Source organism: Tenacibaculum sp. L6 (assembly GCF_028823685.1).
In the GTDB taxonomy this organism is placed as follows: domain Bacteria; phylum Bacteroidota; class Bacteroidia; order Flavobacteriales; family Flavobacteriaceae; genus Polaribacter.
The window spans coordinates 1-14804 of the sequence record NZ_JAPEHZ010000053.1; the positions used below are offsets into that span (position 1 = coordinate 1).

Sequence of the window (14804 nt, forward strand, 5' to 3'; positions counted from 1 at the left end):
GTATTAATCTTCATTTCTAAAGGCTATCCTCCTGTACAAGGCAGATTCTATACGCGTTACGCACCCGTTCGCCGGTCGTCAGCGGTGCAAGCACCCTGTTACCCCTCGACTTGCATGTGTTAAGCCTGCCGCTAGCGTTCATCCTGAGCCAGGATCAAACTCTTCATTGTAAAATCTTTAATTATTTTAAATGTTAAGTTCCAAAAGAATTTTTTCGGTAATCTTATAGATTATCCGTGGTAATTCTACTCTTTTAATTACGCTGTCAATTTCAATATTTTCAATGAACGTGGCGAGTCGCCAATAACAAGTCTTAAACTCATCTCTTTAACTCAACCTTCTTGTAGAAACACTAGACTCGAACTAGTAGCTATTCGCTTTCCAAAATCTCTCTGATCGTAACCGCTTCCTTAAAGCGGGTGCAAACATACAAACTCTTTTTATTCTGACAAAAACTTTTTTGAAGTTTTTTTTGTTTGTTTACTGCACTATTTTAATGAACTCTTCCCGTTAAAATCGGACTGCAAAGATACTACGTTTAACTTTAATAAAACAAGAAAAAATTAAACTATTTTTTAACCTTTTCTTTACGTATCTTACTCCCTATTTTAATGAACGCTTACTAACTTCTTAAGCTTACCGCTTCTCCGTTTGCGGGTGCAAATATAGATACCTTTTTCATTATAACAAGTACTTTTTTTACCTTTTTTCTAAACCTTTTTTTTAACACTTTAAACCTTAACACTTTACATATGAAAGTTTTTTGGTTATTGACTGTAAGCAATAAGTTATTGGTTGTTGGCTTTTAGTTTTTAAGAATTAACTTAGCTATAAATACCTTTAATGACTAACGACAGATCTATACCTCTCACGTTAGGGATCAACTCAATCATTCCATATTACTTATTTGTTTCGTTGAATGCATAGCATTTGAAACGGCATTCTTTTGTTTTGCTTCGACTTCGCTCAGCAACCTAAAACAAAAGATATAGCAGAAAGCCCGACAGTTTGATAGTGTTTGAACATCTAGTGAAAACTACTAGTAAAATGGAACGCACAAGGAACAAAACTACTACTGTACTTTTTTTACAGTTTTCTTATCTCGTTTCTTGCGCATTTTTGCAAACATCTCTTTATACTCCGAAACATCTACGTATCCCCTACTCTTTGACACTATAACCATATAGTCTTTTTGTAGTTTTGGATGCTGATACTCTAACTTTTCATCTATATAGGCTCGTTGAAGAATATCTTCAACCAAATAATCTTCATTTTCGGTTTCTGGTTGGTATTCGGATTTCAATGACAACTTAAACATATTTGCTGTAGTGTTATACCAAAAAGCCTTCCATCCACTTCGGATTTCTTTCACATTATCAAAAGCTGTTTTTCCTGTTTGACGATGAATTAACTTCAATAATATTCTTCCTTCTGTTCTTGTTAGCTTTTTTAGTGGTGCAGTTAATTCTTCTTCTAGGTATTTTTGAACACGTTTTACATATTCACGCTTTTTTCTTTTAGAGTCTATTCTTTCTAAACGCACATTAACACTATCTACTCTTTTTGCTGCTAAAATTGCATAAGGATATGCTTTGAATACTTTTTTTCGCAACCAATAATAATATAAGATATCGTTTTTCTCCTTAAACTTATGTTTTGGTAAGACGGTTACTTCATTTAACCTTATCATTAAACTGTCTCCTTCTTTAATAAGAATGTACTCATCGTTAAAATTTGGCAGCGAATCTTTTATTTGTGCCTGTATTGCTACTGCAAATAATATTATATATAGGTAAAGGAGTTTTTTCATGTAATTTTTATGTACAAAAAGGATTCCAAATGTATCATTTCTGTTTTAAAACAAAAAAACTCATGAAATATTTCATGAGTTTTTTATTCTATTTTTCAATTTTGGATTATTCAGCCATTATTGTTTCAGCTACTTTCTTATATGTTCCGTTTTCTAATTTTTCACGGATAGCTGTAAATGCTTCGATTGTTTCCGTAACATCATCCATAGTGTGACGTGCTGTAGGAATTAATCTTAAAATAATTAATCCTTTTGGAATTACAGGATACACAACGATTGAACAGAAAACTCCATGATTTTCTCTTAAATCATTCACCATTGCCATAGCTTCTGGAATATCTCCTTTTAAATATACAGGAGTGATACATGTTTGTGTCGTTCCTAAATCAAAACCTGCATTACGTAATCCTGATTGTAAAGCATTGGTTACTTCCCACAGTTTATCTTTTAATTCAGGTTGGGTACGGATTAAATCTAAACGTTTTAATGCTCCTTTTACCATTGGCATTGGTAATGATTTCGCAAACATTTGAGATCTCATATTGTACTGTAAGTACTGTACTACATCTTTATCTCCAGCAAAAAACGCTCCGATACCTGCCATCGATTTAGCAAAAGTAGCGAAGTACACATCGATTCCGTCCTGAACTCCTTGCTCGAATCCTGTTCCTCTTCCTCCTTCACCTAAAGTTCCGAATCCGTGAGCATCATCTACTAATAAACGGAAATTGTATTTTTCTTTTAAAGCTACGATTTCTTTTAATCGTCCTTGCTCACCACGCATACCAAAAACCCCTTCAGAAACTAATAAAATTCCTCCACCAGTTTTTTCTGCCATTTTAGTAGCGCGTTGTAAGTTTTTCTCACAACTTTCAATATCGTTATGGCGGTAAACAAAACGTTTACCTGCATGCAAACGAACACCGTCAATAATACAAGCATGCGTATCTACGTCATATACAATAATATCGTCTTTAGAAACTAAAGCATCAATCGCAGACACCATACCTTGGTATCCGAAGTTCACTAAATAAGAAGCTTCTTTTCCAACAAACTCAGCGCACTCTTTTTCTAATTGCTCATGGTATTTCGTATGACCTGACATCATACGAGCCCCCATAGGGTATGCTAAACCATCTGCTGCTGCAGATTCTCCGTCAGCTTTTAATACTTCTGGATGATTTGCTAATCCTAAATAATCATTGATACTCCAAGTAATTACTTTTTTTCCATTGAAAGACATACGGTTAGAAATTGGTCCTTCTAATTTAGGAAATACATAATATCCTTCTGCTTTATCTGCCCATTTTCCTAAAGGTCCTTTATCCCCCTTAATTCTTTCAAATAAATCTTTAACCATTATTATTTTTGATTTTTATAGGTTGCGAAAATAGTGCTTTTTTAACAGATTTTCAAAAATTGTCTGTAGCATAATTAATATATAATGAAGAAAGGAGCCTAATTAGGCTCCTTTTACTTCTTTTTTATTTTTTAACCTAAAACGTTTGATTTTAGTTCTTCTATAAATGGCTGTTTATATAGTCTCTTTCCTAAAGCTTTATGAATTGCATTCGCTACAGCACCACCTGCTGGTGGTAAACCTGGTTCTCCTAAACCTGTTGGAGACAACTCGTTTTGAACAAAGTGAACTTCTACTTTTGGAGTTTCATTCATTCGTATTAATCTATAGTTATCAAAGTTTCTACTAGAAGGTTTTCCATCTTCAAAAGTTAAATTTCCATACATTGCATGTCCTATACCATCGATAACTCCACCAGTTACTTGATTGATCGCACCAGTAGGATTTACAACAATACCACAATCTACCGCCGCTACTACTTTTGTTACCACAGGTACTCCATCTTTCACCTCTACTTCTGCTACCTCTGCTACATGTGAATTATGACTATAATATGCAGAAAAGCCTTGAAAAACTCCTTCTTTAGCTTTTCCCAAACCACCTTTTTCAGCTGCTAATCGAATCGCATCTTGCATTCTCTCTCCTGAATATTCTATTCTTTTATCTTCAGTGCCTTTTACATTCTCTAATAAATCTAAACGTAACTGAACTGGATCTTGATTTAACTCAGTTGCTAATTCATCAAAAAATGATTGTTCAGCATATCCTAGGAAATTGGTATATGGTGCTCTCCAAGCGCCTGTAGTAATATTACTCCTATAATTAGCTGTTGAAACTTTATAATTTGGAATACATCCTGCAGGGAAAAAATGTGGAATTAAATCATACATATTATCATTAATTGCTGCTTCTTTTAAATGATATCCTGTTATTTTCCCGTCTTTTATTGATGCTGCTATTCTATATTTAATTGCTGGTCGATAAATACCACTTGTTATATCTTCTTCTCTTGTCGAAACCATCTTTACTGGCTTCTTAATTTTATCAGATATTTCGAGTGCTTCATATACAAAATCTCCATACAATCTTCTTCCAAAACCACCTCCCATTCGAGTCATTTCTACATGGACTTGTTCTAAATCTCTACCTAACATTTCTGATGCCACTTGAGCTGCGTACTCTGGAGTTTGCACAGGCCCTACCAAATGGATTTTATCAGGAGTTATATTCGCAAAGAAATTCATAGGTTCCATACAATTATGTGGTAAGAAAGGTGAATGATATGTACGTTCTATAACTTTATCAGCTTCTGAAAATGCCTTATTTACATCTCCATCTTCTCTTCTTATATCAAATTTATTTCCATCTAGTAAGCTTAACAGCTTTTCATCATGAAGTTTTGTATCTTCAAGTTGAGATCCTGGTTTCCAATTAGCTTTAATCTCTTTTGCTCCTTTGATTGCTGCCCAAGTATTTTCTGCAAGCACAACTACCTTGTCTGATTTTGACAATTTGAAAGTCCAGTTATTTTTACCAGATTCAATAAAGTTTCTTGCTTTTTCTCCGATAGTAACAACATCAATAACTCCAGAAACTTTTTTTTAGCTTCAGACGCATCGAACGACTCTAGTTCTTCACCAAAAGAAGGAGGTCTTACAACTGCAGCATATACCATACCTTCTTCTTTGTAATCTAATCCAAATAATGGTTTACCAGTTACTATTTTTTCTAAGTCTACGTTTGTAGCGTTTTTACCTATAATGGTAAATTCTGAAGGATTTTTTAATGTTACATTTTCTGGAATTTCTATAGCTGCTGCTTCTTTTACTACTTCTCCATATCCTAACTTATCTCCATTCGCATTGGTAATTACACCTTTTGATGCCGAACAAGTAGCTGCATCAACACCCCATTTTACGGCTGCTGCATTAATCAACATTTGCTTTGTTGTAGCTCCTGTTTGTCTCAAGGCTGTCCATCCATGACGAATAGACTGACTTCCTCCTGCCAATTGACGAGTATAATTTTTAGTATCTAATGGGGCTTGTACTACATGTACTTTATCCCATTCTACATCTAATTCTTCAGCAATAATCATTGGCATTGAAGTTTTTACCCCTTGCCCTATTTCTGGATTGGGAGAGTAAATAGTTACATAACCTTCATCAGATATTTTTATAAAGGCATTAAAGTCATTGAAATTTAAATTTTCAACGTCAACAGATGGTTTTACATTAGGCTTACATGCTGTGAATAAATTAAATCCGATCATGATTCCTCCACTTGCTAGCGCAGAGGCTCTTAAAAAATTTCTTCTACTAAACGTTGCTTTGTTTTCTTGTGTACTCATGATTGAAAAATTTTAAGACATTTTTTCGGCAGCTAAAGCAACTGCTTTTTCTATTCTATTATAAGCTGCGCAACGACAAATATTTCCTTGCATTGCTTCTCTAATTTCTTCATTGGAAGGATTTGGGTTTTCTTTTAAAAAGGAAGCTGCTGTCATTATTTGTCCTGCTTGACAATAACCACATTGAGGAACGTCTACTTCTTTCCAAGCTTCTTGAAGCGGGTGATCTCCTTCCGTCGATAATCCTTCTATCGTAGTAATTTCTTCGTCTCCTAACATTGAAACTTGCAATTGGCAACTTCTCATTGCTGTTCCGTCTACATGAACAGTACAAGCTCCGCATTGTGCTATTCCACAACCGAATTTAGTTCCTACCATATCGAGTTCATCACGTAAAACCCATAACAATGGTGTATCTGCATCTGCAGTAAAGGATACCGATTTTCCGTTAATTTTTAATGTATAATTTGGCATTTTAAAGGTAGTTTTTAGAATTCGTAAAAGTTACGAAAAAAATAAATGCCACTTAGTTAATGAAGTTGTTTTAAACAAAAAAAGAGGCTTTCGCCTCTCTTCTTTATCTATTTTGTAAAAATGTAGTTACATTTTTTTCTATTCTTTCCAATACATTTTCTGTATTTGCTTTTATAAAGGGCTCTCCTGTAATTTGCTCGTACAATTCAATATATCTGTTAGAAATTTCATTGATTTTCTCATCAGACATTTCAGGGATTTGCTGCCCTTCTTTTCCTTGGAAACCGTTTTCAATTAACCATTGACGTACAAACTCTTTTGATAATTGCTTTTGCTTCTCTCCTTTTTGTTGACGCTCAGCATATCCATCTGCATAAAAATAACGAGAAGAATCTGGTGTATGGATTTCATCAATCAATACAATTTTACCATCCTTCGTTTTTCCAAACTCGTATTTGGTATCTACTAAAATCAATCCTCTTTTAGCAGCCAATTCGGTTCCTCTTTGAAACAACTTTCTTGTGTAGTCTTCTAAAACTAAATAATCTTCTTCTGAAACAATTCCTTTAGCTAAAATATCTTCACGAGAGATATCTTCATCATGCTCTCCATTGTCAGCTTTTGTTGAAGGTGTAATGATAGGTTGAGGGAACTTATCATTCTCTTTCATTCCTTCAGGCATTGCAACACCACAAAGTGTTCTTTTTCCTGCTGCGTATTCACGAGCTGCGTGACCCGACAAATATCCACGGATAACCATTTCTACTTTAAAAGGTTCACATAAATCACCTACCGCTACATTTTCATCAGGATTTGCTATTAACCAATTCGGAACAACATCTGCAGTGTCATTCATCATTTTGGTAGCAATTTGATTTAAAATTTGCCCTTTAAAAGGAATTTGACGTGGTAAAATTACATCAAATGCAGAAAGACGGTCTGAAGCAATCATTACCAATAAATCATTATTGATATTGTAAACTTCTCTTACTTTTCCTTTGTAAACTGTCTTTTGCCCTGGAAACTGAAAGTTAGTTTCGTTAATTGTATTCATTTTCTTGTTGTTGTGTTGTTGCCCGCAAATGTAAACTAATCGCAAAATACTGACAACTAAAAACTACTCGGTTTCTATACTTTTATAAGCTGTGATAATCTTTTTAACTAATCGGTGACGGATTACATCTTTGTCATCTAAATACACCTGAGCAATTCCATCAATATCTTTTAGAGCTAACAACGATTCTTTTAGTCCTGATACTTGTCTGCGAGGTAAATCGATCTGACCAGGGTCGCCTGTAATGATAAACTTAGCGTGCATTCCCATACGTGTTAAAAACATTTTCATTTGCGAATGCGTTGTATTTTGAGCTTCATCTAAAATTACGAAAGCATTATCTAGTGTACGACCACGCATAAATGCTAAAGGAGCTATTTGAATCGTTCCATTTTCAAGATACGCTTGTAGTTTTTCATGCGGAATCATATCTCGTAACGCATCGTATAAAGGTTGCATATACGGATCTAACTTTTCTTTTAAATCTCCTGGAAGAAACCCTAAGTTTTCACCCGATTCTACTGCGGGTCTTGTTAAAATAATACGTCTAACTTCTTTTTCTTTTAATGCTTTTACCGCTAATGCTACCGCTGTATATGTTTTTCCTGTTCCTGCTGGACCAACTGCAAATAACATATCGTTTTTTTGCATTAACTCCACCATTTTGTGTTGATTAGCTGTTTGCGCTTTGATTAGCTTTCCGCTAACACCGTGTACTAAAACATCTTTTGAATTTCCTGATCTACGAATTTCTTCTTCTTTACCAGTTGATGTTAAAATACGTTCAATACTATTTTCATCAAGTTTATTATATCTATTGAAGTATTTGATAAGCATTTCTAAGCGCTTTTCAAACTCGTCCAATAATTCTGCTTCACCAAAAATCTTTAATTTGTTTCCTCTTGCTACAATTTTTACTTTAGGAAAGAAGGTTTTTAACTGAGTAATTGTGCTATTTTGAGCTCCAAAGAAATCATTTGGATTGATTTCTGTTAATTCAATTATGCGTTCGTTCAAATGACAAAAGTTTTAAGATTATTCACTCTAAAAATAATGATTATTTTTGTCGAAATGCGTAGTTTTGTTTAAAAATTCAGCATAATTTTTCACAAACTAATTAACAAACACCTAACTTAATGTCTCTTATCACATTAACTACTGATTTTGGAACGAAAGACCACTTTGTAGGGGCTGTAAAAGGGGCTATATACTCAGAATTACCTGATGCTAAGATCGTAGATATAACGCATCAAATTTCTCCTTTTAACATTACAGAAACGGCTTATATTTTAAAAAACGCCTACAAAAGTTTCCCTGATAAAACAATTCATGTAATTGGAGTTGATTCTGAATTAAGTATTCGAAATAAACACATTGCTTTAGAACTGGACAATCATTATTTTATTTGTCCTGATAACGGATTAATTTCTATGATTGCTTCAGAAATTAAACCTACTAAAATTTTTGAAATCAATATTCATAATCGTGTAGAAAGTAGTTTTCCTGTATTAGATGTGTTTGTACAAGTTGCTAGTCATATTGCTCGTGGCGGTAGTTTAAGTGTTATTGGTAGAGAGATTGATTCTTATAAGCAGATTATTGAAATTCAGCCAAAAGTAAACGAACAACAAACCAGTATTGCTGGCGGTGTTATTTACATTGATAACTACGGAAATGTAATTACTAATATTAGCCAAAAATTATTTAACACAGTTGGGAAAGGTCGTGATTTTAAAGTTACTGCCAGACGTTATACCTTTACCAAAATTTTTAGCCGATATAATGAAATTGTGGATTATTCGATTGAAAACAATGGTCAGCATGACGGAGAAAAATTGGCTATTTTTAACTCTGCAGGTTTTTTAGAAATTGCTATTTATCGAAGTAATTTAGAAACTGTTGGTGGTGCTTCTACCTTACTTGGGTTAGAGTATCGTGATACTATTACTGTTGAATTTGAAAACCCAGTTACACCAGAATTTACACCTATAAATTAACGATATGTTTGTACGAATAGTAAAGATGAGCTTTCAACCAGAAAAGATTGAAGAGTTTTTAAACAACTTCAACACTAAAAAAGAATTTATACGAAATTCACCGGGTTGTCGTTTATTAGAACTGTACAGAGATAAGACTAATTCAAACATTTTTTTTACTTACAGCTATTGGGATGCTGAACAAGATTTAGAAAATTATAGAAATTCTGATTTGTTTAAAGGCGTTTGGGCGCAAACCAAAGTATTATTTAATGACAAACCACTTGCTTGGAGTGTTGATAAAGTAGCTTCGCTACCATAGTCGTTAGACATTAGACAATAGCCTTATTAAACAACTAAACATTTAACATTAAGTATGTTTCCATTACTAAAAAAAGAATTTAACTCATTTTTTGCCTCACCTATTGCCTATTTGGTAATTGGAGTATTTTTACTCGTGAATGGCTTATTTTTATGGGTTTTTAAAGATAACTTCAATATTTTAAATGCTGGTTTTGCCGATTTAAACAGCTTTTTTTATTTAGCTCCATGGTTGTTTTTATTCCTGATTCCCGCAATTACAATGAAAAGTTTCGCAGATGAATTTAATAGTGGAACTATCGAAATTTTAAAAACCAAACCTCTTACCGATTGGCAAATTGTACTAGGTAAGTTTTTTGCCTCACTTTTATTAGTTGTTATTGCATTGTTACCAACACTAACGTATGCTTATACCATATACCAATTAGGAAGTCCTGTTGGAAATTTAGATGTGGGTAGTACTATTGGATCCTATTTAGGTTTGTTGTTTTTAGCATCAACTTATACCGCTGTAGGGTTATTTACTTCTACACTTTCAAAAAATCAGATTGTAGCTTTTATTCTGAGTGTATTCATCACTTTTGCCTTGTTCTACGGATTTGACGCTGTAAGTTCTTCTTTAGGAAACTCAGGATACACCTTACAACAGTTTGGTATTAACGAACACTTTAAAAGTATTAGTCGTGGTGTAGTAGATACACGTGATATCATCTATTTTATCAGTGTTACCGTTTTCTTTTTATTCATCACTAAACAACAGTTAAAAAATGAATAAGAAATTTCAATACATCGTTTTGGCTTTTGTTGGAATGTTAGTTGTTAACTATATCGCCAACTCAGTATACAAACGCTTCGATTTAACACAAGACAAACGTAAGTCGATTTAACACAAGACAAACGTTACACTTTATCTGAAGTAAGTGAGAATCTTATTGATAAAATTGATGCTCCATTAACTATACATGTATATTTAGAAGGAGAATTTCCTGCAGAATTTAAACGCTTGCAAATAGAAACTCGTCAGTTTTTAGAAGAGTTACAAGCTAAAAACACCAATATTCGTTTCCGTTTTATCAATCCTGATAATATTCGTGAGCAATTGGTAAAAAAAGGAATGATGCCTAGTCAGTTAACTGTTGAAGAGGACGGAAAACTATCCGAAGCTATTATTTTTCCTTGGGCTGAAGTTTCTTACGGTAAAAAAACTGAATTGGTTTCGTTATTACCTAATACCATTGCAAAAACACAAGAAGCTCAATTACAAAATGCTGTTGAAAAGTTAGAATATTCATTTGCTAACGCTTTGCATAACATTACGCAAAAAGAAAGACAAAAAATAGCTGTTTTAGCAGGTAATGGTGAATTGCAAGATATTTATCAATACAGTTTACTAAGTGAAGTTGGTAAAAAATACCGTTTGGCTAAGTTTACACTAGATAGTGTTGCTAGCAATCCGCAAAAGACATTAAAAGACTTAAGAGCATACGATTTAGCAATTATTGCAAAACCAACTGAACGTTTTACCGAAGAAGAAAAATTCACAGTAGATCAGTTTATTACCAACGGAGGTAAAAGCTTGTGGATGATTGATAACAATTACGCTGATACCGATAGTTTATATAATGAAGGTAAAATGTTGGCTTTTCCTCGTGACTTAAACCTAACTGATTTATTATTTGGCTACCAAGTTCGTGTAAACAATAAATTGATACAGGATTTATATGCTGCTAAAATTCCGTTAGCTACAGGAAATGTTGGAAACCAAACCCAATTTCAACACTTAAACTGGTTTTACCATCCATTAGTAAATGGAAATCCGTATCACCCAATTACCAAAAATGTATTACCTGTTCGTTTTCGATTTACAACACAAATAGATACGTTAAAAGGAAACTTAAAAAAGACTCCTTTATTAGTTACATCGGTACTTACCAAAAAAATTGGGACTCCAAATTTTGTAGAGCTACAAAGCATCGCTAAAGAACCACAAGAAAACGAATTTGCTGCTGGTCCGCAATTGTTAGCTGTATTATTAGAAGGAAACATTCCTTCTGCTTATAAAAACCGAATAAAACCTTTTAATACTCCTGATTTTATACCTGAAAGTGGCACCAACAAAATGATTGTAATTGCTGATGGTGATATAGGAAGCAACCAAATTTTAAAAGGAAAACCACACGATTTATCCTTAGATAAATGGACAGGAGAACAATTTGGAAACAATTTTAGACGACTCTGGATTGATTCAACTACGTAATAAAACTATTCAAATTAACTTGTTAGATAAACAACGTGCTTTTGCAGAAAAAAGTTACTGGCAGTTTATCAATATTGGTATTCCGTTAGTGTTGTTAGCGCTGTTTGGTTTCGGATTTACTTATTGGAGAAAAAAGAAGTATCAGTAATTGGCTATTGGCTATTGGCTATTGGCTATTGGCTATTGGCTATTGGCTATTGGCTAAAATGTTAAATACTCAATAAATCACTGTGTATAAACTGGTAGTTCAATGCTTTTTGAAGTTTTTCGCTACTGATTATTTTATACTCCAATGGTTTTGAATCATCAAATTCAGGAATTGGTTTCCCAAGTGACTTTCTTGCATTAATATAAAAATCCTCTCTTGTTGGATGATGGTTTGCGCAAGCATTAAACACTTCTCCAAAAACATTTTGTTTAATAATTTGTTGTATGATTGCAATGCAGTCCTCACGATGAATCATATTTACATACCCTTTTGGATGCGGAATTTTTCTATCAACAAACCAATTTCCTGGTTGTCTGTTCCCTCCAAACAAACCTGCAAAACGAAGTATTGTTGTTTGAAAATTTTCATTATTTCTAAACAAATTTTCTATTTCAACTAGAGGAGAATGTACAGTATCATCTTCCTCTGTCATTTCTTTATTTAAGCTTGGATATACTGAAGTTGAACTAATAAAAATAACGTTGGTTACATTACTCTTTTCAACTTTAGAAATCAATCTTTTAAAGTCATCAATATTTTTAGATGTAATTGCTATTAGCAATACATCAGTATCTAAAAAGTCTGAAATCTCAGTCTCTTCAGAAATATTTACTAAAAAAGGGTGAATATGAACTGCCTTTAATTCGCCTAACTTCGCTACTGATGTTGTTGAACCTTTAACAGTATATCCATTCTTAATTAGTTCTATCCCAAGTTCTTTTCCTAACCATCCGCAACCTAATATGCTAACACTTTTCATCGCAACAATTATCGTCTTTTACTAATTTACAAGAAACCACCGCTAACAAAGCTCCCAAAATTGGAGCAAGTATATATAACCACAAATGTTCTAAGTGACCAGAAACCAATGCTGGCGCAATAGAACGAGCAGGATTCATAGATGCTTTAGTCATAGGACCTGCAAACATGGCTTCTAACAAAACCACTCCTCCAATGGCAATTCCTGCCATTACTCCTACTTCTTTACTTCCTGTTGAGACATTAATAATAGTCAACATTAAAAAGAACGTCAAAAGTAACTCTAATATAAAAGCGCGCCACGGATCTATAGATGGAATGGTTGCACCATAAAACTCACTTGTAGGAAACAACACCCAAAGCATTACACTTGCAAATAAAGCTCCTAATATTTGAACTATGATATATTTAGGAACTTCTTTCCAAGAGAACTTTTTTGCATAGGCAAAGGCAACAGTTACTGCAGGATTAAAATGTGCTCCTGAAGTTTCTCCAAAAGCATAAATCATCGCCATAACTATCAAACCCCACGTAATTGCCACTCCTGTATGCGTTAAATCTGCTCCGTTAGTAACCTCATTAACAGTCATCGCTCCTGTTCCGCAGAAAATAAGGGCAAAAGTTCCTATAAATTCAGAAATGTATTTTTTCATGATTGCAAATATCAATTAAAACAAACCTACCGTATTTTAAGTTTTTGTTAACATTAATCCGAAGAATTCCTTGTAATTTTAACATAACTAAATTTAAAACAAACCAATCATTATGAAAAAAATACTTTTGAGTTTGTTTGTTGTTGCCTTATCAACAAACATTACTGCCCAATTAAAAACACCAGCTCCGAGTCCTTCTTCTAAAATAGAGCAAAAAGTAGGTTTAACCGATGTTACTGTTGAATATTCAAGACCAAGTATGAAAGGAAGAGCCATTTTTGGTAATTTAGTTCCTTACGGTAAATTATGGAGAACAGGCGCTAACCAAAACACCAAAGTTACCTTTAGCGACGACGTTACTATCGACGGAAAAACATTGAAAAAAGGAACGTATGCTGTATACACGAAGCCAGGAAAAGATGCTTGGGAAGTATTATTTTACTCAGATGCTAATAACTGGGGAACTCCTCAAAAATGGGACGACGCAAAAGTAGCTGTGTCTACTTCTGCTAAGGTTGAGGCTATGCCAATGAAAATTGAAACGTTTACAATGTCTATTGACGATTTAACAAACGATTCTGCTGTGTTAGGTATCTTATGGGAAAATGCTTACGTTGGTGTAAAATTCAATACTCCAACAGATAAAGCTGTTGAAGAAAGTATTGCACAAGTAATGGGTGGTCCTTCTGCTAACGATTATTTTTCTTCTGCTGTTTACTATTTACAAGAAGGAAAAGACATTAACAAAGCCAAAGAATGGATTAACAAAGCGGTAGACATGACTAAAGATCAACCTCGTTTTTGGTACTTACGTCAACAATCGTTAATCCTTGCTAAAGCTGGAGATAAAAAAGGAGCTATTAAAGCTGCTAAAGCTTCATTAGCTGGTGCTGAAAAAGCTGGAAATGCTGATTATGTGAAAATGAACAAAGAGTTTATTGCTGAAATGAAGTAATTTTCAAGTATATAGTTTCATTAAATAAAAAAGACTGCTTCACCATTATTTATATGCTGAAGCAGTCTTTTTTACTTTTATCTCATAATTCCTAAGTGAATAATACGACCTCCTGATTGATTTACAGGGTTAACACTTTTTCCCACCACAATTCCTTTTTCTGGCGCGTAATATTTCTTAATCGTGTTGCCAAAAACATCTCTTAGAGTGGCAATATGATCTCCTTCTTCTACAATATCTCTCAAATCGACATGCACCGTTAACAATCCTCCTTCTTGAGTGTATAACCAATACGATTTATTGCAAACTACTGTGTTTCTTTTAGAAGTTTCATATTCATCATCGGTGATTCCTAGATAAGTCAATACATTATGCACCCCTGCTAGCCCACTCTTAATAATTTTCTTTTGAAAACTATGCGGATTACCAACTTCAATAGTTATAGATGGAATCCCTAATTCTTCAGCAGCTCCACGTAAAGTTCCGTCTGAAGGTGGTGTATGCACTATGATTTCTGCATCTTGCAATAAGGCTAATTTTTTAGTAACCTCATTGTTCATATCACTTCTAATATAAAACGAATTTACCCTACCAAAACTAGCAGTGTGAAGGTCTAACAAATAATCA

Annotated in this window: 14 protein-coding genes, 1 rRNA gene and 1 pseudogene; 6 read left to right on the forward strand and 10 right to left on the reverse strand. The window is 33.7% G+C overall.

Annotated features, from left to right (window positions below):
* The 7 genes and pseudogenes from OU788_RS09555 to OU788_RS09585 all read right to left on the reverse strand — a co-directional run.
* Nucleotides 1–170: ribosomal RNA gene (locus OU788_RS09555) — 16S ribosomal RNA — on the reverse strand; the annotation flags it as partial.
* Between the two features lie 902 nt (nucleotides 171–1072).
* Nucleotides 1073–1810, reverse strand: coding sequence for a DUF4294 domain-containing protein (locus OU788_RS09560; protein WP_274634968.1), 738 nt, complete (start codon nucleotides 1808–1810; stop codon nucleotides 1073–1075).
* A 106-nt stretch (nucleotides 1811–1916) separates the two neighbouring features.
* Nucleotides 1917–3170, reverse strand: a complete 1254-nt coding sequence (locus tag OU788_RS09565; protein WP_274634969.1) for an aminotransferase class I/II-fold pyridoxal phosphate-dependent enzyme — start codon at nucleotides 3168–3170, stop codon at nucleotides 1917–1919.
* A 131-nt stretch (nucleotides 3171–3301) separates the two neighbouring features.
* Nucleotides 3302–5520 (reverse strand): annotated as a pseudogene (locus OU788_RS09570) (molybdopterin cofactor-binding domain-containing protein).
* Nucleotides 5521–5532: 12 nt separating this feature from the next.
* Nucleotides 5533–5994 carry a (2Fe-2S)-binding protein gene (locus OU788_RS09575; RefSeq protein ID WP_274634970.1) on the reverse strand — a complete coding sequence of 154 codons (462 nt, stop codon included), beginning with the start codon at nucleotides 5992–5994 and terminating at the stop codon, nucleotides 5533–5535.
* A gap of 103 nt (nucleotides 5995–6097) precedes the next feature.
* Nucleotides 6098–7048 carry a phosphoribosylaminoimidazolesuccinocarboxamide synthase gene (locus OU788_RS09580; RefSeq protein ID WP_274634971.1) on the reverse strand — a complete coding sequence of 317 codons (951 nt, stop codon included), beginning with the start codon at nucleotides 7046–7048 and terminating at the stop codon, nucleotides 6098–6100.
* 63 nt (nucleotides 7049–7111) lie between these two features.
* Nucleotides 7112–8065, reverse strand: coding sequence for a PhoH family protein (locus tag OU788_RS09585; RefSeq protein WP_274634972.1), 954 nt, complete (start codon nucleotides 8063–8065; stop codon nucleotides 7112–7114).
* 119 nt (nucleotides 8066–8184) lie between these two features.
* On the opposite strand from OU788_RS09585, the gene OU788_RS09590 reads away from it, so the two are divergent.
* From OU788_RS09590 to OU788_RS09610, 5 genes are all read left to right on the forward strand, one after another.
* On the forward strand, nucleotides 8185–9045 hold the full coding sequence (locus OU788_RS09590) for an SAM hydrolase/SAM-dependent halogenase family protein (RefSeq protein ID WP_274634973.1): 861 nt from the start codon (nucleotides 8185–8187) through the stop codon (nucleotides 9043–9045).
* Between the two features lie 4 nt (nucleotides 9046–9049).
* On the forward strand, nucleotides 9050–9346 hold the full coding sequence (locus tag OU788_RS09595; RefSeq protein ID WP_274634974.1) for a putative quinol monooxygenase: 297 nt from the start codon (nucleotides 9050–9052) through the stop codon (nucleotides 9344–9346).
* Nucleotides 9347–9400: 54 nt separating this feature from the next.
* Complete coding sequence (gldF, locus tag OU788_RS09600) at nucleotides 9401–10120, forward strand: gliding motility-associated ABC transporter permease subunit GldF (RefSeq protein WP_274634975.1); 720 nt, start codon at nucleotides 9401–9403, stop codon at nucleotides 10118–10120.
* A 156-nt stretch (nucleotides 10121–10276) separates the two neighbouring features.
* On the forward strand, nucleotides 10277–11602 hold the full coding sequence (gene gldG, locus OU788_RS09605; RefSeq protein ID WP_342454932.1) for a gliding motility-associated ABC transporter substrate-binding protein GldG: 1326 nt from the start codon (nucleotides 10277–10279) through the stop codon (nucleotides 11600–11602).
* Complete coding sequence (locus OU788_RS09610; protein WP_274634976.1) at nucleotides 11559–11750, forward strand: hypothetical protein; 192 nt, start codon at nucleotides 11559–11561, stop codon at nucleotides 11748–11750. Before gldG ends, OU788_RS09610 begins: the two co-directional genes overlap by 44 nt.
* A gap of 61 nt (nucleotides 11751–11811) precedes the next feature.
* On the opposite strand, the gene OU788_RS09615 is transcribed toward OU788_RS09610, so the two are convergent.
* A complete protein-coding gene (locus OU788_RS09615; RefSeq protein ID WP_274634977.1) occupies nucleotides 11812–12570 on the reverse strand; it encodes a dTDP-glucose 4,6-dehydratase in 759 nt (252 codons plus the stop codon).
* Nucleotides 12557–13222, reverse strand: a complete 666-nt coding sequence (locus tag OU788_RS09620; RefSeq protein WP_274634978.1) for an MIP/aquaporin family protein — start codon at nucleotides 13220–13222, stop codon at nucleotides 12557–12559. Before OU788_RS09620 ends, OU788_RS09615 begins: the two co-directional genes overlap by 14 nt.
* A gap of 112 nt (nucleotides 13223–13334) precedes the next feature.
* Here OU788_RS09620 and OU788_RS09625 point away from each other — a divergent pair, with 112 nt between their 5' ends.
* On the forward strand, nucleotides 13335–14177 hold the full coding sequence (locus tag OU788_RS09625) for a DUF2911 domain-containing protein (RefSeq protein WP_274634979.1): 843 nt from the start codon (nucleotides 13335–13337) through the stop codon (nucleotides 14175–14177).
* A 77-nt stretch (nucleotides 14178–14254) separates the two neighbouring features.
* Here OU788_RS09625 and OU788_RS09630 read toward each other — a convergent pair.
* Nucleotides 14255–14804: succinylglutamate desuccinylase/aspartoacylase family protein (locus tag OU788_RS09630; protein WP_274634980.1), on the reverse strand; the 550-nt coding region annotated here is incomplete at its 5' end.

Bases quoted from the DNA above. Each gene is read 5' to 3' on its own strand.
- OU788_RS09620 (WP_274634978.1), bottom strand. From the start codon at position 13,222: ATGAAAAAATACATTTCTGAATTTATAGGAACTTTTGCCCTTATTTTC.
- OU788_RS09625 (WP_274634979.1), top strand. From the start codon at position 13,335: ATGAAAAAAATACTTTTGAGTTTGTTTGTTGTTGCCTTATCAACAAAC.
- OU788_RS09615 (WP_274634977.1), bottom strand. From the start codon at position 12,570: ATGAAAAGTGTTAGCATATTAGGTTGCGGATGGTTAGGAAAAGAACTT.
- OU788_RS09595 (WP_274634974.1), top strand. From the start codon at position 9,050: ATGTTTGTACGAATAGTAAAGATGAGCTTTCAACCAGAAAAGATTGAA.
- gldF (WP_274634975.1), top strand. From the start codon at position 9,401: ATGTTTCCATTACTAAAAAAAGAATTTAACTCATTTTTTGCCTCACCT.
- OU788_RS09565 (WP_274634969.1), bottom strand. From the start codon at position 3,170: ATGGTTAAAGATTTATTTGAAAGAATTAAGGGGGATAAAGGACCTTTA.
- OU788_RS09580 (WP_274634971.1), bottom strand. From the start codon at position 7,048: ATGAATACAATTAACGAAACTAACTTTCAGTTTCCAGGGCAAAAGACA.
- OU788_RS09560 (WP_274634968.1), bottom strand. From the start codon at position 1,810: ATGAAAAAACTCCTTTACCTATATATAATATTATTTGCAGTAGCAATA.
- OU788_RS09575 (WP_274634970.1), bottom strand. From the start codon at position 5,994: ATGCCAAATTATACATTAAAAATTAACGGAAAATCGGTATCCTTTACT.
- OU788_RS09590 (WP_274634973.1), top strand. From the start codon at position 8,185: ATGTCTCTTATCACATTAACTACTGATTTTGGAACGAAAGACCACTTT.